The 18,834-nt window shown below is 60.5% G+C and carries 29 protein-coding genes and 3 pseudogenes; all 32 read left to right on the forward strand.

Translation table 11 applies throughout. The annotated features are described in order from the left end of the window. The first annotated feature begins 69 nt into the window (after window positions 1-69). The 32 genes and pseudogenes from tuf to rplQ all read left to right on the forward strand — a co-directional run bounded on the left by tuf (window position 70) and on the right by rplQ (window position 18,826). A complete protein-coding gene (gene tuf / locus D5261_RS17020) occupies window positions 70-1,263 on the forward strand; it encodes an elongation factor Tu (RefSeq protein WP_119322401.1) in 1,194 nt (397 codons plus the stop codon). Window positions 1,264-1,333: 70 nt separating this feature from the next. Further along, complete coding sequence (gene rpsJ, locus D5261_RS17025; protein ID WP_119322400.1) at window positions 1,334-1,642, forward strand: 30S ribosomal protein S10; 309 nt, start codon at window positions 1,334-1,336, stop codon at window positions 1,640-1,642. 155 nt (window positions 1,643-1,797) lie between these two features. Continuing rightward, on the forward strand, window positions 1,798-2,424 hold the full coding sequence (gene rplC / locus D5261_RS17030) for a 50S ribosomal protein L3 (protein WP_119322399.1): 627 nt from the start codon (window positions 1,798-1,800) through the stop codon (window positions 2,422-2,424). Between the two features lie 14 nt (window positions 2,425-2,438). Next, entirely contained in the window at window positions 2,439-3,095 is a 657-nt protein-coding gene (rplD, locus tag D5261_RS17035; RefSeq protein ID WP_119322398.1) for a 50S ribosomal protein L4, read from the forward strand. Next, window positions 3,095-3,421 (forward strand): 50S ribosomal protein L23, encoded by a 327-nt coding sequence (gene rplW, locus D5261_RS17040; RefSeq protein ID WP_119322397.1) that lies wholly within the window; start codon window positions 3,095-3,097, stop codon window positions 3,419-3,421. The genes rplD and rplW overlap by 1 nt, the downstream gene beginning before the upstream one ends. A 5-nt stretch (window positions 3,422-3,426) precedes the next feature. Next, window positions 3,427-4,257: a 50S ribosomal protein L2 gene (gene rplB, locus D5261_RS17045; protein WP_119322396.1), complete on the forward strand. Its 831-nt coding sequence runs from the start codon at window positions 3,427-3,429 to the stop codon at window positions 4,255-4,257. Window positions 4,258-4,265: 8 nt separating this feature from the next. Then, entirely contained in the window at window positions 4,266-4,553 is a 288-nt protein-coding gene (rpsS, locus tag D5261_RS17050; protein ID WP_119322395.1) for a 30S ribosomal protein S19, read from the forward strand. Between the two features lie 14 nt (window positions 4,554-4,567). Then, complete coding sequence (rplV, locus tag D5261_RS33460) at window positions 4,568-5,389, forward strand: 50S ribosomal protein L22 (protein WP_119322394.1); 822 nt, start codon at window positions 4,568-4,570, stop codon at window positions 5,387-5,389. A gap of 2 nt (window positions 5,390-5,391) precedes the next feature. Beyond that, the gene (rpsC, locus tag D5261_RS17060) at window positions 5,392-6,318 is read left to right on the forward strand and encodes a 30S ribosomal protein S3 (protein WP_119322393.1); all 927 of its coding nucleotides are present in this window, start codon (window positions 5,392-5,394) and stop codon (window positions 6,316-6,318) included. 14 nt (window positions 6,319-6,332) lie between these two features. Further along, window positions 6,333-6,833: a 50S ribosomal protein L16 gene (gene rplP, locus D5261_RS17065; RefSeq protein ID WP_119322392.1), complete on the forward strand. Its 501-nt coding sequence runs from the start codon at window positions 6,333-6,335 to the stop codon at window positions 6,831-6,833. Next, window positions 6,826-7,047 carry a 50S ribosomal protein L29 gene (gene rpmC / locus D5261_RS17070; protein ID WP_119322391.1) on the forward strand — a complete coding sequence of 74 codons (222 nt, stop codon included), beginning with the start codon at window positions 6,826-6,828 and terminating at the stop codon, window positions 7,045-7,047. Before rplP ends, rpmC begins: the two co-directional genes overlap by 8 nt. A gap of 15 nt (window positions 7,048-7,062) precedes the next feature. After that, window positions 7,063-7,347 (forward strand): 30S ribosomal protein S17, encoded by a 285-nt coding sequence (rpsQ, locus tag D5261_RS17075; protein WP_119322390.1) that lies wholly within the window; start codon window positions 7,063-7,065, stop codon window positions 7,345-7,347. 192 nt (window positions 7,348-7,539) lie between these two features. Further along, a complete protein-coding gene (gene rplN / locus D5261_RS17080; RefSeq protein ID WP_119322389.1) occupies window positions 7,540-7,917 on the forward strand; it encodes a 50S ribosomal protein L14 in 378 nt (125 codons plus the stop codon). 60 nt (window positions 7,918-7,977) lie between these two features. Continuing rightward, on the forward strand, window positions 7,978-8,313 hold the full coding sequence (gene rplX, locus D5261_RS17085) for a 50S ribosomal protein L24 (RefSeq protein ID WP_119322479.1): 336 nt from the start codon (window positions 7,978-7,980) through the stop codon (window positions 8,311-8,313). Beyond that, window positions 8,306-8,899 (forward strand): 50S ribosomal protein L5, encoded by a 594-nt coding sequence (rplE, locus tag D5261_RS17090; RefSeq protein WP_119322388.1) that lies wholly within the window; start codon window positions 8,306-8,308, stop codon window positions 8,897-8,899. The genes rplX and rplE overlap by 8 nt, the downstream gene beginning before the upstream one ends. A gap of 138 nt (window positions 8,900-9,037) precedes the next feature. After that, window positions 9,038-9,223, forward strand: a complete 186-nt coding sequence (locus D5261_RS17095; protein WP_119322478.1) for a type Z 30S ribosomal protein S14 — start codon at window positions 9,038-9,040, stop codon at window positions 9,221-9,223. Between the two features lie 154 nt (window positions 9,224-9,377). Beyond that, the gene (gene rpsH, locus D5261_RS17100; RefSeq protein ID WP_119322387.1) at window positions 9,378-9,779 is read left to right on the forward strand and encodes a 30S ribosomal protein S8; all 402 of its coding nucleotides are present in this window, start codon (window positions 9,378-9,380) and stop codon (window positions 9,777-9,779) included. Between the two features lie 15 nt (window positions 9,780-9,794). Then, the gene (rplF, locus tag D5261_RS17105; protein ID WP_119322386.1) at window positions 9,795-10,382 is read left to right on the forward strand and encodes a 50S ribosomal protein L6; all 588 of its coding nucleotides are present in this window, start codon (window positions 9,795-9,797) and stop codon (window positions 10,380-10,382) included. Window positions 10,383-10,505: 123 nt separating this feature from the next. Further along, window positions 10,506-10,880, forward strand: coding sequence for a 50S ribosomal protein L18 (gene rplR / locus D5261_RS17110; RefSeq protein WP_119322385.1), 375 nt, complete (start codon window positions 10,506-10,508; stop codon window positions 10,878-10,880). A gap of 2 nt (window positions 10,881-10,882) precedes the next feature. Then, window positions 10,883-11,377 (forward strand): annotated as a pseudogene (rpsE, locus tag D5261_RS17115) (30S ribosomal protein S5); the annotation flags it as partial. Window positions 11,378-11,552: 175 nt separating this feature from the next. After that, the gene (gene rpmD, locus D5261_RS17120) at window positions 11,553-11,795 is read left to right on the forward strand and encodes a 50S ribosomal protein L30 (RefSeq protein ID WP_119322383.1); all 243 of its coding nucleotides are present in this window, start codon (window positions 11,553-11,555) and stop codon (window positions 11,793-11,795) included. A gap of 3 nt (window positions 11,796-11,798) precedes the next feature. Beyond that, entirely contained in the window at window positions 11,799-12,236 is a 438-nt protein-coding gene (gene rplO, locus D5261_RS17125) for a 50S ribosomal protein L15 (protein ID WP_119322382.1), read from the forward strand. A 28-nt stretch (window positions 12,237-12,264) separates the two neighbouring features. Then, window positions 12,265-13,656, forward strand: a complete 1,392-nt coding sequence (secY, locus tag D5261_RS17130; RefSeq protein ID WP_218025639.1) for a preprotein translocase subunit SecY — start codon at window positions 12,265-12,267, stop codon at window positions 13,654-13,656. Window positions 13,657-13,664: 8 nt separating this feature from the next. Continuing rightward, window positions 13,665-14,303 carry an adenylate kinase family protein gene (locus D5261_RS17135; RefSeq protein ID WP_165864326.1) on the forward strand — a complete coding sequence of 213 codons (639 nt, stop codon included), beginning with the start codon at window positions 13,665-13,667 and terminating at the stop codon, window positions 14,301-14,303. A 27-nt stretch (window positions 14,304-14,330) separates the two neighbouring features. After that, window positions 14,331-15,119, forward strand: a complete 789-nt coding sequence (gene map / locus D5261_RS17140) for a type I methionyl aminopeptidase (protein ID WP_119322476.1) — start codon at window positions 14,331-14,333, stop codon at window positions 15,117-15,119. 81 nt (window positions 15,120-15,200) lie between these two features. Beyond that, window positions 15,201-15,416, forward strand: a pseudogene (gene infA, locus D5261_RS17145) (translation initiation factor IF-1); the annotation flags it as partial. Window positions 15,417-15,469: 53 nt separating this feature from the next. Continuing rightward, entirely contained in the window at window positions 15,470-15,583 is a 114-nt protein-coding gene (gene rpmJ / locus D5261_RS17150; RefSeq protein ID WP_119322379.1) for a 50S ribosomal protein L36, read from the forward strand. A 30-nt stretch (window positions 15,584-15,613) separates the two neighbouring features. Beyond that, entirely contained in the window at window positions 15,614-15,991 is a 378-nt protein-coding gene (gene rpsM, locus D5261_RS17155; protein ID WP_119322378.1) for a 30S ribosomal protein S13, read from the forward strand. Window positions 15,992-16,085: 94 nt separating this feature from the next. Next, entirely contained in the window at window positions 16,086-16,481 is a 396-nt protein-coding gene (gene rpsK, locus D5261_RS17160) for a 30S ribosomal protein S11 (protein ID WP_119322377.1), read from the forward strand. A 28-nt stretch (window positions 16,482-16,509) separates the two neighbouring features. Beyond that, window positions 16,510-17,136 carry a 30S ribosomal protein S4 gene (rpsD, locus tag D5261_RS17165; protein ID WP_119322376.1) on the forward strand — a complete coding sequence of 209 codons (627 nt, stop codon included), beginning with the start codon at window positions 16,510-16,512 and terminating at the stop codon, window positions 17,134-17,136. Between the two features lie 216 nt (window positions 17,137-17,352). Further along, window positions 17,353-18,327, forward strand: a pseudogene (locus tag D5261_RS17170) (DNA-directed RNA polymerase subunit alpha); the annotation flags it as partial. A 100-nt stretch (window positions 18,328-18,427) separates the two neighbouring features. Continuing rightward, window positions 18,428-18,826 (forward strand): 50S ribosomal protein L17, encoded by a 399-nt coding sequence (gene rplQ, locus D5261_RS17175; RefSeq protein WP_119322374.1) that lies wholly within the window; start codon window positions 18,428-18,430, stop codon window positions 18,824-18,826. Window positions 18,827-18,834 lie beyond the last annotated feature (8 nt).

Consider the following 18,834-nt stretch of genomic DNA (forward strand, 5'->3'; position numbering starts at 1 on the left):
CGCCGGCGCGTGTGTGTTTAGCGCACGCGCCGGCCTCACATTTGTTAGACTTTCAAGGAGTTTACTTGTATGGCGAAGGCAAAGTTCGACCGCAGCAAGCCCCACGTAAATATCGGGACCATCGGTCATGTCGACCACGGCAAGACGTCCCTGACCGCGGCTATCACCAACGTTCTGGCCAAGACCGGCGGAGCGATCGCGAAGGCGTATGACCAGATCGACGCCGCTCCCGAAGAGAAGGCTCGCGGTATTACCATTAACACCGCGCACGTCGAGTACGAGACCACCGCGCGTCACTACGCGCACGTCGACTGCCCGGGACACGCCGACTACATCAAGAACATGATCACCGGCGCCGCGCAGATGGACGGAGCGATCCTGGTCGTCTCCGCCGCCGACGGCCCAATGCCCCAGACCCGCGAGCACATCCTGCTTGCCCGTCAGGTCGGCGTTCCTTCGATCGTCGTCTTCCTGAACAAGGCGGACATGGTCGACGACGCGGAGCTGATCGAACTGGTTGAGATGGAAGTGCGCGAGCTTCTGAGCAAGTACGACTTCCCTGGCGACGACACCCCGATCATCGTCGGTTCGGCGGTCAAGGCGCTGGAAGGCGATCAGTCGGAGATCGGCGAGCCCGCCGTCCTGAAGCTGATGGCGGCGGTGGACGCGTTCATCCCGACGCCGGAGCGCGACGTGGACAAGCCGTTCCTGATGCCGGTTGAGGACACGATGACGATCACGGGCCGCGGTACGGTTGCGACCGGTCGCGTCGAGCGCGGCGTTCTGAAGGCGGGCGAGCCTTTGGAGATCGTCGGCATCCGGGAGACGACCAAGAACACGGTCGCGACGTCGATGGAAATGTTCCGCAAGATCCTGGACACGGTTCAGGCGGGCGACAACGCGGGCATCCTGCTTCGCGGTGTTGAGCGCAAGGACATCGAGCGTGGTCAGGTCCTGGCGAAGCCGGGTTCGATCAAGCCTCACACGAAGTTCACGGGCGAGGTCTATATCCTGAGCAAGGACGAAGGCGGTCGCCACACGCCGTTCTTCAAGGGCTATCGTCCTCAGTTCTACTTCCGCACCACGGACGTGACGGGCAGCCTGGAGCTTCCGGACGGCGTGGAGATGGTTATGCCGGGCGATAACGTCTCGATCACGGGCACTCTGATCGCCCCGATCGCGATGGAGGAAGGCCTGCGCTTCGCGATCCGCGAAGGCGGCCACACCGTCGGCGCTGGCGTTGTCAGCAAAATTATCGAATAGTAGAGAAAGCGATGGGCGGTCGCCGCAGCCGGCGTCCGCCCACGTTTTGCGCGTTGAGGAGAATTGTTAAATGCGTCGTAATAAAGTCCGCATCCGACTGCGGGCGTTCGACCACCGATTGCTTGACCAGTCCGCCGAGAAGATCGTGGACACCGCCAAGCGAACGGGCGCCCGGATCTCCGGGCCGGTCCTGCTGCCTACCGAAAAGAATATCCTGCCGATGCAGCGAAGCACGTTCGTCGACAAAGAGTCGTTCGAGCACTTCGAGATGCGGACGCACAAGCGCTTGATAGACATCATCGATCCCGGCCCGAAGACGATCGACGCTCTGATGCGTCTCGATCTGCCCTCCGGCGTCGATATTGAAATCAAGCTGTAAAAGAATTCACGGATCTTTATGAAGCAATTCATAAAGTGATGGAATAGCGGTGATCAAACACCGCACCAACGTCCTACTCACAACAAAGCCGCGTCACGTAAGGAATAATCGTCCACAACCCCAGTGGCTCCCCAGGTGCGCCGTGGAGGAAACTTATGCCAAGTGCTATCTTGGGCAAAAAGCTGGGCATGACCCAGATATTTGAAGAAGGCGGTCGCGTGACTCCCGTCACGGTCATCGCCGCCGGTCCCTGCGTCATCACACAATTAAAAACTATCGATCGCGACGGTTACTCCGCCGCTCAGATCGGCTTTGGCGAAGTCAAAGAGCACCGACTGAACTCCCCGCAAAAGGGCCACTTCGCCGCGCATGGCGTCAAGCCGCTGCGCGTGCTGCGTGAGATCTCGATCGACGAAGGCGAGACTCTGGCCGAAGGGTTTGAGTTCAAGGCGGATATCTTCTCCGTTGGCGATAAGGTGGCTGTCACCGGTATCTCCAAGGGTAAGGGCTTCGCCGGCGTCGTCAAGCGGTATCGCTGGCACGGTCACAACGCCACGCACGGCGCCTCCACCAGCCACCGTAAGCCCGCTTCCAGCGGCGCAACCGACGCCGCCCGCACCTTCAAAGGTCAGGGCAAGCCGGGCCACATGGGCGACGTTCAAGTCACCCAGCAAGGTCTGCGCGTCGCGCGTATCGATACCGACAAGAACCTCCTGCTCGTCCGCGGCGCTGTCCCGGGCGCAAACGGCGGCCTTGTGCTCATCAAGAAATTTAACCGATAGGAGGACACCCAGCGATGCCTAACGCAACATTAAAAAAGCAAGACGGCGCCAGCGCGGGAAGCGTCGTCCTCAGCGATAAGCTGTTCGGCGCAAAAGTCATTCCCGGCTTGATGCACCAGGCGGTGGTCAACGAGGCGACCAACAGCCGGCAGGATACCCGTAACACCAAGACCCGCGGCGAAGTCGCCGGCGGCGGCCGCAAGCCGTATCGCCAAAAAGGCACCGGCCGCGCCCGTCAGGGTACGATCAGCGCTCCGCACTACCGCCATGGCGGTATCGTGTTCGGTCCGCACCCCCGCGACCTTTCGGCCAAGCTGCCGAAGAAGGCCCGGCGCGCTGCCGTCGCGTCCGCTCTGACCGTGAAGTCGTCGGAAGGCGTCGTCACCGTGATTGATGCGCTGACGTTCGACACGATCTCCACCAAAGTGGCCGCCGGCATTCTGGCCGGTCTGGGCATTACGGGCAAGACACTGATCGTTCTTGGCGAGCACAATCCCGTGATCTACAAGTCGTTCCGCAACATTCCGGGCATTGTCGTGCGCGTCGCGCCGGCCTTCTCGGTTCGTGATGTGGTGGACGCCGCGCAGATCGTCATTGTGAAGAGCGCGCTGGACGTGCTGAATGCTCAGTTTGGAGCCGCCGACTCTTCTGACCAGGAGGCGACAGTCTAATGAGCGCAAGCACAAAGAGCCCGTATGAAATCATCGTGCGCCCGATCGTGACGGAGAAGACCGTCCAGGGCGGCGCGCAGAACAAGTACACGTTCGAAGTCAAGAAGACCGCGAACAAGTACGAAATCGCTTGGGCCCTGGAGTTCATCCAGGCCGAAGCACGCAATCCGATCAACGTTGTCGCCGTGAACACGCTTGTGGTCAAGGGAACGCAGCGCCGAGGCCGCTTCTTCAAGCGCGCCAACCAGGGCCGTACTTCGGACTGGAAGAAGGCGATTGTGACGCTCCAAGAAGGCCAGACAATTGAATTGGTCGAGGGAGTCTAAGCACAATGGCAGTCAAGCGATATAAGCCGATTACCCCTGGGCAGCGGTTCCGTGTCGGCGCGAGCTACGACGAAATCACGGCCACAAAGCCGCTGAAAGCGCTCACCGGCCCGAACAAGCACAGCGGCGGACGCAACAACAAGGGCCGCCGCACGGCGGTCAACGTCGGCGGCGGTAACAAGACCGCGTACCGAATCATCGACTTCAAGCGCGATAAAGACGGCGTACCAGGGAAAGTGGCGACGATCGAATACGATCCCAACCGCTCGGCGCGTATCTGCCTTGTCCATTATATGGACGGCGAGAAGCGCTACATCCTGTGGCCCGTCGGCGTCAAGGTCGGCGACATGATCCAGGCCGGCGACGGCTCGGACATCCGTCCCGGCAACGCCATGGCGATCCGCTCGCTTCCGATCGGTACGCTGCTCCATAACATCGAGCTCGTCCCCGGTAAGGGCGGCCAGCTGGTTCGCACCGCCGGCGGCTCCGCGCAGCTGATGGGACGCGAAGGCAAGTACGCCACGATCCGCCTGTCTTCGGGCGAAATGCGCATGATCCAAGTTGAGTGCAAGGCCACGATCGGCCAAGTCGGCAACCTGGATCATGAGAACATCAAGCACGGCAAGGCCGGTAAGAAGCGCTGGCTCGGCGTTTATATGCACAACCGAGGCGTCGTTATGTCGCCGCGGGACCATCCCCACGGTGGTGGTGAAGCGAAGTCTCCGATCGGACGCAAAAAGGGACCGGTTTCGGCCACTGGCGTTCGCGCTCTGGGCTTCCGTACGCGCCGCAATAAGTCGACGCAGAAATTCATCATCCGACGGCGGGGGAAGTAGGATAACGTATGGGACGATCATTAAAAAAGGGGCCCTATGCCGACCCCAAATTGCTGTCTAAAATTGACGACATGAACGCGCGCAGTGAAAAGCGCATCATCAAAACATGGTCACGCCGCTCGACGATCTTCCCCCAGATGATCGGACACACGCTGGCCGTGCATGATGGTCGCAAGCACATTCCCGTGTTCATCACTGAGAATATGGTTGGCCATAAACTGGGCGAGTTCTCGCTGACGCGCACCTTCAAAGGCCACGCCGGCCAGAAGGATACGCGCACCAGCCGGTCGCGCTAAGGAGAATTGAGTTCATGAATACAGCCGCCAGAGACCGTGCGCTGCTCCCGACCGCCCATGAGGTGATCGGGGGACGCACACCCGTCTCCAAGCTTAAGCTGTCCAAGGAAAAGGACGGCAGTCTGAAAGTCACTCTGCACACCAGCCGCCCCGACGCGGTTCGGATCGTGACCCGAGAGCTGACCGAAGCGTTCAAAGAGAAGATCGGCGGCGATCGCGCGGTAACGGTGCAAGTCGTTCCCGAAGCGCGCGCCGTTGCGAAGTACCTCCGTTTGTCGCCGCGCAAGGCTCGCCTTGTGATCGACGCTATCAAGGGCAAGCGCGCATCCGATGCGCTGGCCGCGCTGCGGTTCGTCCCGAACCAGGCGGCGGAGCATATCAGCAAGGTGCTGATCTCGGCCGTGGCGAACGCCCAGGACGGGTGGGGCGCCGGTGTCGAAGAGCTTCAAGTCACCAACATCCTCGCGGATGGCGGTCCTTCGCTCAAGCGTGTCCGGGCTCGCGCCCAGGGTCGCGCTTATCGCATCCTGAAGCGCACCAGCCACCTGACCGTCATTCTGACGGAGGCTCCGCCGATCGTCGCGAAGCCGAAGCGCGTCGCCGCTCCCGCCAAGCCTAAGGCCGTCGCCGCTGCTCCGGCAGCCGCCGCGCCGGTGGCCGCGGAAGCTCCCGTCGCCGAAGAAACCGCGACCCCGGTCGAGACAACGGCGGAAGAGACCTCCGCTCCGGTCGAGACCACTCCGGTGGAAGCGTCGGACGCTCCAGAGATCGATACGTCGGATCGCGCCGCTGACACCAGCGAAGGCGCCGATCAACCGAGAGCTGAAGGAGAATAATCTTGGGACAGAAAATCCATCCCATCGGCTTTCGGGTCGGTGTTAATCGCGAATGGGAAAGCAAATGGTATCTCGACAAGGGATACGCGGCCGCTCTGGTCGAAGACTTCCGCATTCGTGAGTTCATCAAGAAGCGCCGCGAGCTGCAGAACGCAGCCATCGCGCGTGTCGAGATCGAGCGCGCGGCGAACCGTGTGAAGGTTACCCTTCATACGGCCAAACCGGGCATCATCATCGGCCGCGGCGGCAAGGGCGTGGACGATCTTCGGCTCGTGCTGGAGAAGTTCACCAAGAAGTCCGTCACCGCGAACGTGACCGAAATCCGCCATCCCGAACTGGATGCGCAGCTGGTGGCCGAGAGCATTGCTCAGCAGATCACCAAGCGCGTTTCCTACAAGCGGGCGATGCGGCAGGCGGTCACCCGCGCCATGAAGCTGGGCGCCAAGGGTATCCGTATCCTTTGCTCCGGCCGACTGAACGGCAGTGAAATGGCTCGCAAAGAAGGCGACCGTCTTGGTAAGATCCCGCTGCACACGCTGCGGGCCGATATCGACTACGGCTTCGCGGAAGCGGGCACCACCTATGGCAACATCGGCGTCAAGGTCTGGATCTACAAGGGAGACATCCTCCCGGGCCAGAAGCGTCTGACGACCGCCGATATCGCGCTTCAGCAGCAGCAGCAGCGTCGTCTGAACGCCGAAGAAGGCTTTGGCGATCGCGGCCGTGACAACCGTGGCGGAAACCGCGGCGGCGCGGGCGGACGCGGCGGACGCGGCGGCGGCGCTGGCGGACGTGGCGGCGGCGGCTTCGGCGGCGGTCGTGGTCCTGGCGGCGGCGGTGGCCGTCCCGGCGGCTTTGGCGGTGGCGGCGGCGGTCGTGGTCCTGGCGGCGGCGGTGGCCGTCCCGGCGGCTTCGGCGGCGGCCGGTAAGGAGAGACTCAACTATGTTAATGCCTAAGAAAGTCAAGTACCGCCGAGTCCATCGAGGCAAGCGCCGCGGCGCGGCCTCGGGCGGCACCAACGTCGATTTCGGCGATTACGCGCTCCAGGCCCTGGAAGCGTGCTGGATGACCAACAACCAGATCGAAGCCGCTCGTATCGCGATGACTCGCAAGATTCGTCGCGGCGGCAAGATCTGGATCCGGGTCTTCCCCGATAAGCCGTTCACCAAGAAGCCCGCGGAAACCCGCATGGGCAAGGGTAAGGGCGCCCCGGAAGGCTGGGTCGCCGTTGTGAAGCCCGGTCGTATCCTGTTCGAGATGTCCGGCGTCGCCGAAGATCTCGCCAAGGAAGCGATGCGACTGGCCCAGCATAAGCTGCCGATCGCCACAAAGTTCGTTACCCGGCGCGAGTCGGCTCTGCAAGTGACCGCCCATGGCAACGCCAAGGAAACGGATGTGGAAGAGACGACCGCCGTGGCGGGAGCGGAGGATACCAATGGCTGAAAATAAGAAGACCCGCGATCGACTGCAGGAGCTACGTGCTACGAGCGACGCCGATCTGACGGTCGTGATCGCAAACGCGCACAAGAACATCTACCAGTTCCGCAAGGACCGCCTGGGCAAGCCGATCGAAGACGTGAAGGTTGTGAAGAACAGCCGGAAGGAAATCGCGCGGGCTCTGACGATCAAGCGCGAGCGCGAACTGGCGCAGTCGTAAAGAGGGATAACAGCGATGGCAGAAACAATCGAAGAGCAAACTGAAGAGACCCGAAACCGGCGTAAGACCCGGATCGGCGTCGTCTCCAGCGACAAGATGGAAAAGACGATCGTTGTTACCATTAACAACCTGGTCCGTCACCCGATCTACGGCCGTACCGTTAAGCGCGCGAAGAAGTTCAAAGTCCATGACGAGAACAACGACGCGCACATCGGTGATACCGTGGAGATCATGGAGACCCGTCCGCTGAGCAAGGAAAAGTGCTGGCGTTTGGTGCGTGTCACCGAGCGCGCTAAGTAGCGCTTTCACATTGTCTGGAGCGCTCGGCGCTCCAGTCGCCTCCGAAGCCGGACGCTTGTCGTCCGGCTTCTTCGCGCCGTTTGGCGTGTTCATTACGTCTTCCGACGTATATTATTGCTGGGTCGGTCTTCAAGCGCCTGTCTTCCCCAAGGGCAGGCTCACTGAGAAGTCCGGCAGCGCAAAGGGAAAAGTATGATTCAGTCCTATTCGCGCGTACGCGCGGCAGACAACAGCGGGGCGCGTGAGATCATGTGCATCCGCGTCCTAAAAGGCTCCAACGGCAAGTATGCCGAAGTGGGCGATATTATCGTCGGCGCGGTGAAGTCCGCGACGCCCGGCGCTCAGGTGAAGAAGGGCGACGTTGTCAAAGCCGTCATCGTTCGCACCAAGAACATGATCCGCCGCACCGACGGATCCACGCTTCGCTTCGACGAGAACGCCGCCGTGGTCCTCAACAACAACCTCGCGCCGCGTGGCACCCGTGTCTTCGGACCCGTTGCCCGTGAGCTGCGCGAATCGAAATTCGAAGGCGCGATGAAGATCATCTCGCTGGCTCCGGAGGTGCTCTAAATGTATACTCCTCCTAAGAAGAAGGGGCCGCGCGCGGTTCCCGTACGCTACGAAGGCAAGATCCGGCTTCGCGCCGGCGACCTGATCCGGGTTATCTCGGGTAAGGACAAGGGCAAGGAAGGCACGATCACGCGCGTACTGCCGGCTACCGGTAAAGTCGTCGTGGAAGGCCTGAACATCGCGATCAAGCACCAGAAGCCGCGTCAGCAGGCGAACCCCGCCGCGCAGCAGGAATCTGGCCGGATCGAGATCTCCATGCCTCTGCACATCAGCAAGGTTCAGCTGATCGATAAAGACGCCAAGAACGCCGTCACTCGGATCGGCGTCAAGCTTGACGCGAGCGGTAACCGCGTGCGTTATGCGAAGAAGTCCGGAGGGGTGATCGACAATGGCTAACGAAACAACAAACCAGCCCCGTCTCAAGAAGCTTTACGTGGATCAGGTGATCCCCGCGCTGCAGAAGGAGTTCGGCTATAAGAACGTCATGCAGGTCCCGAAGCTCGACAAGATCGTGATCAACATGGGCGTGGGCGCGGCGGGACAGACGGGCGGCGACGCCAAGCTGCTCGACGGCGCGATCCTGGACCTCCAGACCATCACCGGCCAGAAGCCGATCGTCACGCGCGCCAAGAAGTCCATCGCGAACTTCCGCCTGCGTGAGGGCGTCAAGGTCGGCGCGAAGGTGACGCTGCGCGGCGCTCAGATGTATGAGTTCCTCGACCGTCTCGTGAACGTGGCTCTGCCGCGCGTCCGTGACTTCAGCGGCATCAACCCGAACTCCTTCGACGGCCGCGGCAACTTCGCCATGGGCCTGAAGGAGCAGTTGACCTTCCCTGAGATCGTCTACGATAAAGTCGACAAAGTTCGCGGCATGGATATCATCATCTGCACGAACGCTCAGAATGACGCGGAAGCCCGCTCCCTTCTGAAAGCGATCGGCATGCCGTTCCGCGGCGAGAAGCAAGGCGAGCGCCTTCTCTAAACCAAAAAACATCGGGAATCGCCGAGAATAGAATTATTTTCGGCGATTTCAGGTATACTGATGTCCGATTTCTCCGGGTTTCGGGCCGTTTTGGCGGCCAAACACCCAGAGGTCGCGACTGTCGACGGAGGATTAATCTTGGCAAAGCAGTGCCTGATCGAAAAAGCGAAGAAGACCCCGAAGTTCAAGGTGCGCGGTTACAACCGCTGCCAGCTTTGCGGCCGTCCTCACGGCTACATGCGCAAATTCAGCATTTGCCGCATCTGCTTCCGCGAACTGGCGCACAAGGGTCTGATCCCTGGCGTCACCAAGTCCAGCTGGTAAAGCGGGACTGAGCTTGGTCTTCGGACCTGGCGTTCACGCGTAAGCGTACATTTTTAAACGCTCCCGCAAGGGAGCCGAGGGATGCGCCGGAATGATCCGGCCGACCCTGGAACCATATCGAGGCGTGACGAACGCCCGTCTGATGGAGTAAACAATGCCGGTCAGCGACCCTATCGCGGACCTTCTGACTCGGATTCGCAACGCGAACAGCGCGAATCACGATTCGTTGGAAGTCTCTGCATCCAATGTAAAGATCGAGATCACTAAGATCCTGCTCGATGAAGGCTATATCAAGTCTTACGAGGTTGTTCAGCAGCCCGTGCAGAACAAGATCAAGATCACCCTCAAGTACGGCGCCCGCAACCGGGAAAAGGTCATCACCGACCTCAAGCGCATCAGCAAGCCCGGTCTGCGCATCTACCGATCGCACGACAATTTGCCGACGGTTCTTCGCGGTCTCGGCATCGCGATCGTCACTACCTCCCAGGGCGTTATGACAGCCAAGCGAGCCAAGAAATTGGGCATCGGCGGCGAAGTCATTGCGCACGTCTGGTAAAAGGAGCCCGCAATTATGTCTCGTATCGGTAAAGCTCCCATTACTATTCCCGCAGGCGTTGACGTTCAGATCGCCACCGACGGCGGCGTCACGGTCAAGGGACCCAAGGGCACACTTTCCCGCCGCTTCCAGCCGGATATGGCGTTTGTCATTCAGGACGGCGTGTTGACGGTTCAGCGTCCCACGGACAGCAAGACCCATCGCGCGCTGCATGGTCTGACCCGTTCGCTCGTGAGCAACATGGTGACCGGCGTTTCGGCCGGCTACAAGAAGGTTCTCGAGATCGAAGGCGTCGGTTTCCGCGCCACGAAGGACGGCAAGAAGCTGGTTCTCAGCCTCGGATTCTCCCACCTCGTTCCGGTCGAGCCCCTCGAAGGCATCGACTTCGAAGTCGGTCAGGACAACGCCACGCGCCGTCCGGTCATCACCATCAATGGGATCGACAAGGAAGTTGTTGGCCAGCAGGCGGCCGTTATCCGCAAGCTGAAGGCTCCCGAACCGTACAAGGGCAAGGGTATCCGCTACCAGGGCGAGATCGTTCGCCGCAAAGCTGGTAAGAGCGGCAAGGCAGGCGGTAAGGGCGGCGGCAAGGGCAAGAAGTAACCTCGCCTTTTTGGCGTTGAGTTATCTTCAGCTCTCCTTCGTTCGCATTTTGTGGTTTTGGGTTTGCCGAGCGGGCGCTGATACGCCCGCTCGTGTGGACAGACCAAGAGGAAACTCGGGATTATGGCTTTATTAAACAAGAACGAGGCGCGACAGAAGCGCCACACTCGTGTGCGAAAGCGCGTCAGCGGCTCGCAGGCTCGGCCTCGCTTGAACGTCTACCGCAGCAGCAACAATATTTACGTTCAGGTCATCGACGATCTGGCGGGTAAGACGCTTGCGTCGGCATCCACGCTGGATCCTTCTCTGCGCACCGACAAGGCCTCCAAGAGCGCCGGCGGCAACGTCGAAGCCGCGAAGGCGGTCGGCAAGCTGATCGCCGAGCGCGCCAAGGCCGCCGGGATCGAGAAGGTTGTCTTTGACCGTGGCGGATATCTGTACCACGGCCGCATCAAGGGGCTGGCCGAGTCCGCCCGCGAGAACGGATTGGAATTCTAAACATGGCGTTGATTAATCCGGACACGCTCAATCTGAGCGAGCGTGTCATCCAGACCAATAAAGTTCAGAAGACCCACAAGGGCGGACGCACCATGTCCTGGAGCATCCTTGTGGTCGTCGGCGACGGCGAAGGCTATGTCGGCGCCGGCATCGGCAAGGCGCGCGCCATTCCGGACGCGATCCGCAAAGGCGTCGAAGCCGCTCGCAAGAGCCTGGTTCACGTCCCGCTGGTCGGCACGACGATCCCGCACGACGTTCTGGTTCGCCAGGGCGCGGCCGAAGTTCTGCTTCGCCCCGCGAGCCCCGGTACCGGACTGGTCGCTGGCGGATCCACCCGCGCGATTCTGGAAGCGGCCGGCGTCAAGGACGTTCTGGCCAAATCCCTGGGTTCGTCGAACAAGGTCAATACGGCCTGGGCGACGATCGAAGCCCTGAAGAAGCTGAAGCGCGCCTCCGATGTCGCTCGTCTGCGCGGCAAGGATATCGGCGAGCTCGTTCCGCGCTCCGTTGTCGCCCTGACGGCGGCGGCTGAGGAAGCGGACGCGGCGGCGGGTATTGCGTCGGTTGTGTCCGACGATGTCAATGAGGCCCCCGTAGAGGCGGCCGCGCCGGTCGTGGAGGAAGCTCCCGTCGCGGCGGCGCCGGAGACCCCGGCGGCGGAGGAGGCGACGAATGTCAGCGCTTAAGATCACGTTGAAGAAGAGCCTGATCGGCTATGAGAAGAGCCAGGCTCTGTGCGCGAAGGCGCTGGGGCTGGGCAAGGTCGGATCCTCGGTGGTCCAGCCGGACAATGCTTCCATCCGCGGCTCGATCAAGAAATTAGTACACGTCCTCGACGTCGAGACGATCGAGGGCGACGCTCCCGGACCGCGCCCCCGCGCGCGCCGGAACGCGTCGACTTTGGTGACGGAGTAACCCATGAATCTGACAGACCTCAAGCCTAACGAGGGCTCGACACACCGACGCAAGCGTCTTGGCCGCGGTCCGGGCTCCGGACACGGCAAGACCAGCGGCGGCGGTCACAAGGGCGATAAGGCCCGCGGCAACACCAAGCCCGGCTTCGAAGGCGGCCAAACCCCGACCCATCGACGCCTGCCGCATCGCCGTGGTTTCACCGCGCTCTTCAAAAAAGAGTTCGCGATCGTGAACCTCAGCGCTCTGGAGCGCTTTGACAACGGCGTGACCGTGACCCCGGAACTGCTGCTGGAAACGCGCGTGATCAATGATGTCAAAGACGGCGTCAAGATCCTGGGCAACGGCGAGCTGACGAAGAAACTGACCGTTCAGGCGCACCACTTCTCCAAGAGCGCGCAGGACAAGATCGCTTCTCTCGGCGGCAGCACCGAAACCATTTAGTTGATGCGACGTTTCGAGGACAAAAGTCATGGCTGTCAATAGACCGTCTGGAGCCGCCGCCGCCGGCGGCTCCGGTCCGCGCCGCCGTACTGGGACCGCGCCGCGCTCATCGCAGACACCGTTTGTCGAAGCGATGACGGCCGCGTTTGCGATTCCCGAGCTGCGCCGGCGGCTGCTGTTTGTATTCGCTATGTTCGGCGTCTACGTTTTCGGCCTGCACATTCCGATTCCCGGCGTCGATCACCAGCGGCTCGCTGAGCTGTTCCGGCGAGGCGGCGGCGGCGGAATTTTGAGCCTGGTCGACGTATTCACCGGCGGAGCGCTGAAGACGTACACGGTCTTTGCGATGGGAATTGTTCCCTACATCAACGCATCGATCATCATGCAGCTTCTGACGTTCGCCATTCCGTCCTGGCAGGAAATGTCCAAGGAAGGCGAATCCGGACGCCGGCGCATCGGCCAGTACACCCGCTACTTCACCGTGGCCCTGTCGGCCGTGCAGGGCTTCGGTATGACGATGCTGCTCCGCAACGAGCATGTCATCAGTTCGAATCCTCTGGCGCTGATCCAGATCATCATCACTCTGGCGGCCGGTACGGCCTTCTTGATGTGGCTGGGCGAGCAGATCACCGAGAAGGGGATCGGGAACGGAATTTCCCTGATCATCTTCTGCGGAATCATGGTTCGCCTGCCAAGCCAGATCAGCGGTGTTTGGGAATCGGTGAAGAGCGGCGCGGTTCAGCCGTGGCAGCTCGCCGTCCTGATCATCACGTTCTTCGCGACGGTCATGGGCGTCATCTATGTGACTCTCGGCCAGCGCAAGATCCCGATCCAGCATGTCAAGAAAATGGTCGGCAACAAGATGACGCAGGGCGGCACGGCTTATCTGCCGTTCCGCGTGGCTTCGGCCGGCGTTATCCCGATCATCTTCGCGCTTTCCATTCAGCTTCTCCCGCTGACCTTCGCGCAGTTCGTCCCGCCGACCTCGGCGTTCGGCGAAACGCTGCAAAAGTGGGCGCACTGGATGTCGCCGGGCGAGAACCCGATCACGGGCTTGATCTACGCGGCGATCATCGTCTTCTTCACGTATTTCTATACGGCGGTTACGATGAATGTCGAGCAGATCGCGGACGACTTGAAGAAGTACGGTTCGTACATTCCCGGCATCCGTCCCGGCAAGCCGACGATGGAGTATCTGGATAAGGTGATGACACGCATCACCCTGGCCGGGGCTCTGTTCCTGGCGGTCATCGCGCTGATGCAGTACTGGATCCCGGCGCTGACGAATACGGGCGGAGCGAACGGCTTCACCCTCGTCGGCGGCACCAGCTTGCTGATCGTCGTCGGCGTCGCCCTGGAGACGATGCAGGCGATCGAAGCGCAGCTTCTGATGCGGAACTATGAGGGCTTCATCCGGTAGTGCGCGCCGTGCTGCTGGGTCCGCCTGGTTCCGGCAAAGGAACGCAAGGACAAAAGCTCGCCGATCAGCTGCGAGTTCCACGGATTGCGACGGGCGATATCATCCGAGATCATATCGCCCGACGCACCACTTTTGGATTGAAAATTGAAGAGCGTATCGCCGCCGGAGACTTCGCTCCGGACGAAGACATCATCCACTATGTGTCTTTGCGGTTAGCGGAGCCCGATGCAGCGGCGGGATATGTTCTGGATGGGTTTCCCCGAAACCTGAATCAAGCTCGTCTGTTCGATGCGACTGGCTCCGAGGAAACACCGGCGATTGATGTGGTTATCTCGCTGGAGATTGACGAAGCGAGCCTGATCGAACGCACGGCGGGACGGTTGATTTGCCCGAAGTGCGGCACGGTTTATCAAACGCATTTGCAGCCGCCGAAGAGGGCGGGACGATGCGATCGAGATGAGGAAATGTTGGTTCGCCGGCCGGAAGACGACCCGGGAACGATGCCTCATCGTTTAGATGTTTATCATATGTCGACGCTGCCGTTGACGCAATACTACGCCCAGCAGGGCAAACTTCGGCCGGTGGACGCTTCTGGCAGCCCCGCCGATGTCTTTCATCGCATACTATTTGCGCTGAAAGATCGATAAATGGAAATTGACGGGTATAATAGTCCGATGGGTCGTCCCAAAACTTCAGAAGAAATTGAAATGATGCGGCTCGCGGGCCGTGTGGTCGCGGAAGCGCTCGCGGCGATGGCGGCCGCAATCGTCCCGGGGACGACCACGACGCTGGATTTGGATGAAGTGGCTGCGGAGGTTCTTCGCAAGCACGGCGCCAAATCGGCGTTTATGGGCTATCAGCCCTCATTCAGCGATGTGCCCTATAAGCACAATACATGTTTGTCGGTCAATGATGAGATCGTCCATGGCGTTCCGGCCAAAAACCGGGTGCTGCAAGCGGGCGAGATCATCAGTCTCGATATGGGCGCGTCGGTGGATGGATGGTTCGCCGATGCGGCCGTGACAGTTCCCGTCGGAGAAATTTCATCGGCGGCAAAGAACCTGCTGCTGGTGACGCGTGAGGCTCTGTATAAGGGCATCGCGCAGGCGCGGCCTGGCAATACGATCGGCGATATCGGCGCCGCGATCCAGAAACATGTGGAGCGCAGCCGATATTCGGTCGTCCGTGACCTGGTCGGTCATGGCATCGGCAATACCGTGCATGAGGAGCCTCAAGTTCCCAATTACGGTCGTCCGGGTCGTGGCGAGCGTCTTCGCGCGGGGATGACGATCTGCATTGAGCCGATGGTCAACATCGGATCGCGCGAGGCCATCCATCGCGCAGGGGATGAGTGGACTATTTTTACAGGCGATCGTAGTCTCTCCGCCCACTTTGAGCATACGGTCGCGATTACTGAGGACGGGCCGGACATTTTAACTCTGCCTGCCTCTGAAGGGAAATAGCTAATCTAGCCTATGGCGAGAAGACCACGAAAGACTCATGAAGCGCGCGAAGAGCGTCGCGCTGAGGAAGCAGAAGTTTACGCGAAGGAAAAGGCGATTGAGGTAGAGGGAACCATTGCGGAAACTCTGCCGAACGCCATGTTCCGCGTAGATCTGGAAGGCGGACATCAGATTTTGGCGCTGGTCAGCGGTAAGATCCGCATGAACTTCATCAAAATTCTGCCGGGCGATCGGGTGAAGTGCGAGCTTTCCCCATACGATCTGACCCGGGGCCGCATTTTGTATCGTTATAAGTAACGTTACCAACGGCCCGGCGGCGTTAAGCCGCCGGGCAAGACGAGGAGTTTCGCATGAAAGTACGGGCGTCCGTAAAAAAAATCTGCGATAAGTGTAAGGTAATCAAGCGCGACGGCGTCGTGCGCGTTATCTGCGTTATCAAGAAGCACAAGCAGCGACAGGGCTAATCCCTTCGCCTGGGTTCGAGGAGGCAATCTTTGGCACGTATTGCGGGCGTTGACCTGCCGCGCGACAAGCGGGTAGAGTACGCGCTACTTTCTATTTTCGGGATCGGGCTCACCAGCAGCCGTGATATCCTGACAAAAAACGACATCAGCCTGGACACTCGTGTCCGCGACCTGACGGAGACGGAAGTCTCCAAGCTTCGTGAGACCATCGAGCGCGAATTCCGCGTCGAAGGCGACCTGAAGCGACAGATCGCTATCAACATCCGCCGGCTGCAAGAGATCGGCTGCTACCGTGGGATTCGCCACCGCAAGGGCTTGCCCGTGCGTGGTCAGAAGACCAAGAGCAACGCTCGGACCCGTCGTGGACCGCGCCGCGCCGTTGCCGGTAAGAAGAAAATCAAGAAGTAAGTAGCTTTTCCATCGGAGACTTAGTGGTCTTCGCGTGGAAAGCTTCCTGTACCGCCGCCGAGTGCGACGGGATGATAGGAGTATTCGTAGTTCGATGGCGCAAAAGAAAACGACAACTCGGCAGAAGCCGAAAGAGAAGAAGAACATCGCTCAGGGTATCGTTCATATCCAGAGCACGTTCAACAACACAATTGTATCGATCACCGACATTAAAGGTGAATTGATTTCCTGGGCTAGCGCAGGCAGTGTAGGGTTCAAGGGCTCCAAAAAAGGAACTCCCTTTGGCGCGCAGCTCGCCGCTGAGAATGCCGCCCGCAAGGCGCAGGAGCATGGTCTCCGCCGCGTGGACGTGTTTGTGAAGGGACCCGGATCCGGCCGCGAAAGCGCCATCCGCGCCCTGCAAGCCGTCGGTGTCGAGGTGTCCCTGATCAAGGATGTCACCCCGATCCCGCACAACGGATGCCGACCGCCGAAGCGCCGACGCGTTTGAGTTCGATTTTTTTGGAGATTCTTTAACAATGCCAATCAGTGGAGATGCCCGCTGCCGTCAGTGCCGGCGCGAGGGAGTCAAACTATATCTGAAGGGAACTCGCTGCTACAGCAAGAAGTGCGGTATCGAGCGACGGAACTACGCCCCCGGCATGCACGGCCAGGGTATGCAGAAGAAAATGACCGAGTACGCCACCCAGCTTCGCGAAAAGCAGAAGATGAAGCGGACGTACCGGGTTATGGAAAAGCCTTTCCGCAACTACCTGGCGGAAGCCGAGCGCAAGCGCGGAGTGACCGGCGAGAATTTGCTGGCCTTGCTTGAGGTTCGCCTCGACAACACGATTTACCGGCTGAACCTGGCGTCCTCGCGCGCTCAGGCTCGCCAGTTCGTCACCCACCGCCACTTCCTGGTCAACGGCAAGCGCGTCAACATCCCTTCCTTCCTCGTGAAGCCGGGCGACGTGATCACCGTCCATGACAACAGCCGCAAACTGGCTCCGATGCTGGCTTCGCTCAGCGGCATGGGACGTCATATCCCGGACTGGCTGAACTTTGACGCCAGCACGCTGACCGGTAAAGTGGTTTCGCTGCCGACACGCGACCTGATCGATACGGATGTCGAAGAGCAGCTGATCGTCGAATACTACTCCCGTTAATCCGGAGAGCCGTTACGGCGCAGACGCAAGACGGACGAGCTTACTGGTATGCTCGCCCAATCATCGACATCGTGAATCGCCAGTCGCGATATGTTTCGGATCCTCCGCGCTCACGCTCGGCGGAGCTTCCCGCTTCTTCTGGAGAATATCCCGAAGGGTGGGGAGCCCCCTGGAGCGTTTTGGCGCGTGAGGACCCAGGAGCCAGAACGGATTACAATGATAGAAACGGCGACACCACGCATTGAGACTCTGGAGCAGACCGACACTTACGGTAAGTTTGTCGTCGAGCCGCTGGAGCGGGGCTATGGCGTGACGCTGGGGAACTCCCTGCGTCGTGTTCTGATCTCCTCCATCCCAGGCGCGGCGGTCACTTCCATCAAGGTGGACGGTGTCCTGCACGAGTTCTCAACCATTCCTGGTGTGAAAGAAGATACGACCGAGCTGATCCTGAACCTGAAGGATCTGTTCGTGAAGGTGCACAGCGACGGCGCGCTGCTCGGCGGCGCGAAGCCCGAACCGAAGGTCGTTCGCATCGATGTCAAGGGCGAGGGACGCGTCACCGGCGCGGACATCCAGTGCCCGAGCGATGTCGAGATCGTGAACCCGGAAGTTTACCTGGCGACGATCTCCGACGCCAACGCCAGCCTCTCCATGGAGCTGACGGTGGAAGAGGGCAAGGGCTACGTTCTCCCGGACAAGCAGGACAAGAGCAAGCAAGTCATCGGAGTCATTCCGATCGGCGCCGCTTTCACTCCGGTCCGCCGCGTTGCTTACAACGTGGAAGCCACCCGCGTCGGTTTCAAAACGGACTACGAGCGGCTGACCCTGGAAATCTGGACCAACGGAACGATCGCTCCCGCGGAATCGCTGAGCCAGGCCGCTTACCTGCTGGAGCAGTTCTTCCAGCGCTTCGTCGAGTTCCCCAAGGGACTGGGCGGACGCCTGAACGCGGCTGCGGGCGCGGCGTATCCTGTCGGCGCCGCAGGCGCTCCGGATGCGCGGATCGAGGAGCTGGACTTCTCGGTGCGCACCTACAACTGTTTGAAGAAAGCCAACATCCTGACGATTGGCGATCTCATCCAGATTTCGGAAAGCGATCTGATGCAGATCCGCAACTTCGGCAAGAAGTCCTTGACCGAGGTTCGCGAGAAGCTGTCCTCGCTGGGTCTGAGCATCCAAGGCGGAAGCGAAGACGACGGCGCTTATGATGATGACGACGACGCCGGCGCGGCTGAGGACGATGACGACGTCCCGGTGAGCGCGGCGGACGAAGAATAAATAGGAGCATTCCATGAACCATCGCGTTGGAGGCCGTAAATTCGGTCTTCCCAGCGATCAGCGCCGAGCCCTTCTCAAAGGGCTGGTCCGCTCGTTGCTGACCTACCAGACAATCAAGACCACCGAGACCCGCGCCAAGGACATCCGCATCATTGCGGAGAAGATCATCACCACGGCGCGCGTCGACACGCTTCACAACCGTCGCCAGGCGCGCAAGTACCTGAACGACGAGACGCTGGTCCACCATCTCTTCACGCAGATCGCCCCGGAGTTCAAGAACTCCACCGGCGGTTACACCCGCATGACGAAGATCGGCACGCGGCGCGGCGACGCCGCTCCGATCGTTCAGCTTGAGCTGCTCATCGAGCGCGAGCTTGGCATGCCGACCGCTCCGGTTAAGATCGGGCGGTAATCTCGGAC

It is taken from the genome of Capsulimonas corticalis (assembly GCF_003574315.2).
Classification (GTDB): Bacteria; Armatimonadota; Armatimonadia; order Armatimonadales; family Capsulimonadaceae; genus Capsulimonas; species Capsulimonas corticalis.

Bases quoted from the DNA above. Each gene is read 5' to 3' on its own strand.
- rplF (WP_119322386.1), top strand. From the start codon at position 9,795: ATGTCTCGTATCGGTAAAGCTCCCATTACTATTCCCGCAGGCGTTGAC.
- rpmD (WP_119322383.1), top strand. From the start codon at position 11,553: ATGTCAGCGCTTAAGATCACGTTGAAGAAGAGCCTGATCGGCTATGAG.
- rpsJ (WP_119322400.1), top strand. From the start codon at position 1,334: ATGCGTCGTAATAAAGTCCGCATCCGACTGCGGGCGTTCGACCACCGA.
- secY (WP_218025639.1), top strand. From the start codon at position 12,265: ATGGCTGTCAATAGACCGTCTGGAGCCGCCGCCGCCGGCGGCTCCGGT.
- rpsS (WP_119322395.1), top strand. From the start codon at position 4,266: ATGGGACGATCATTAAAAAAGGGGCCCTATGCCGACCCCAAATTGCTG.
- rplB (WP_119322396.1), top strand. From the start codon at position 3,427: ATGGCAGTCAAGCGATATAAGCCGATTACCCCTGGGCAGCGGTTCCGT.
- rplR (WP_119322385.1), top strand. From the start codon at position 10,506: ATGGCTTTATTAAACAAGAACGAGGCGCGACAGAAGCGCCACACTCGT.
- tuf (WP_119322401.1), top strand. From the start codon at position 70: ATGGCGAAGGCAAAGTTCGACCGCAGCAAGCCCCACGTAAATATCGGG.
- rplN (WP_119322389.1), top strand. From the start codon at position 7,540: ATGATTCAGTCCTATTCGCGCGTACGCGCGGCAGACAACAGCGGGGCG.
- rplC (WP_119322399.1), top strand. From the start codon at position 1,798: ATGCCAAGTGCTATCTTGGGCAAAAAGCTGGGCATGACCCAGATATTT.
- rplP (WP_119322392.1), top strand. From the start codon at position 6,333: ATGTTAATGCCTAAGAAAGTCAAGTACCGCCGAGTCCATCGAGGCAAG.
- rpmJ (WP_119322379.1), top strand. From the start codon at position 15,470: ATGAAAGTACGGGCGTCCGTAAAAAAAATCTGCGATAAGTGTAAGGTA.
- rplQ (WP_119322374.1), top strand. From the start codon at position 18,428: ATGAACCATCGCGTTGGAGGCCGTAAATTCGGTCTTCCCAGCGATCAG.
- rpsH (WP_119322387.1), top strand. From the start codon at position 9,378: ATGCCGGTCAGCGACCCTATCGCGGACCTTCTGACTCGGATTCGCAAC.
- rplD (WP_119322398.1), top strand. From the start codon at position 2,439: ATGCCTAACGCAACATTAAAAAAGCAAGACGGCGCCAGCGCGGGAAGC.
- rpmC (WP_119322391.1), top strand. From the start codon at position 6,826: ATGGCTGAAAATAAGAAGACCCGCGATCGACTGCAGGAGCTACGTGCT.
- rpsQ (WP_119322390.1), top strand. From the start codon at position 7,063: ATGGCAGAAACAATCGAAGAGCAAACTGAAGAGACCCGAAACCGGCGT.
- rpsK (WP_119322377.1), top strand. From the start codon at position 16,086: ATGGCGCAAAAGAAAACGACAACTCGGCAGAAGCCGAAAGAGAAGAAG.
- rpsD (WP_119322376.1), top strand. From the start codon at position 16,510: ATGCCAATCAGTGGAGATGCCCGCTGCCGTCAGTGCCGGCGCGAGGGA.
- map (WP_119322476.1), top strand. From the start codon at position 14,331: ATGGGTCGTCCCAAAACTTCAGAAGAAATTGAAATGATGCGGCTCGCG.
- rplW (WP_119322397.1), top strand. From the start codon at position 3,095: ATGAGCGCAAGCACAAAGAGCCCGTATGAAATCATCGTGCGCCCGATC.
- rplE (WP_119322388.1), top strand. From the start codon at position 8,306: ATGGCTAACGAAACAACAAACCAGCCCCGTCTCAAGAAGCTTTACGTG.
- rplV (WP_119322394.1), top strand. From the start codon at position 4,568: ATGAATACAGCCGCCAGAGACCGTGCGCTGCTCCCGACCGCCCATGAG.
- rplO (WP_119322382.1), top strand. From the start codon at position 11,799: ATGAATCTGACAGACCTCAAGCCTAACGAGGGCTCGACACACCGACGC.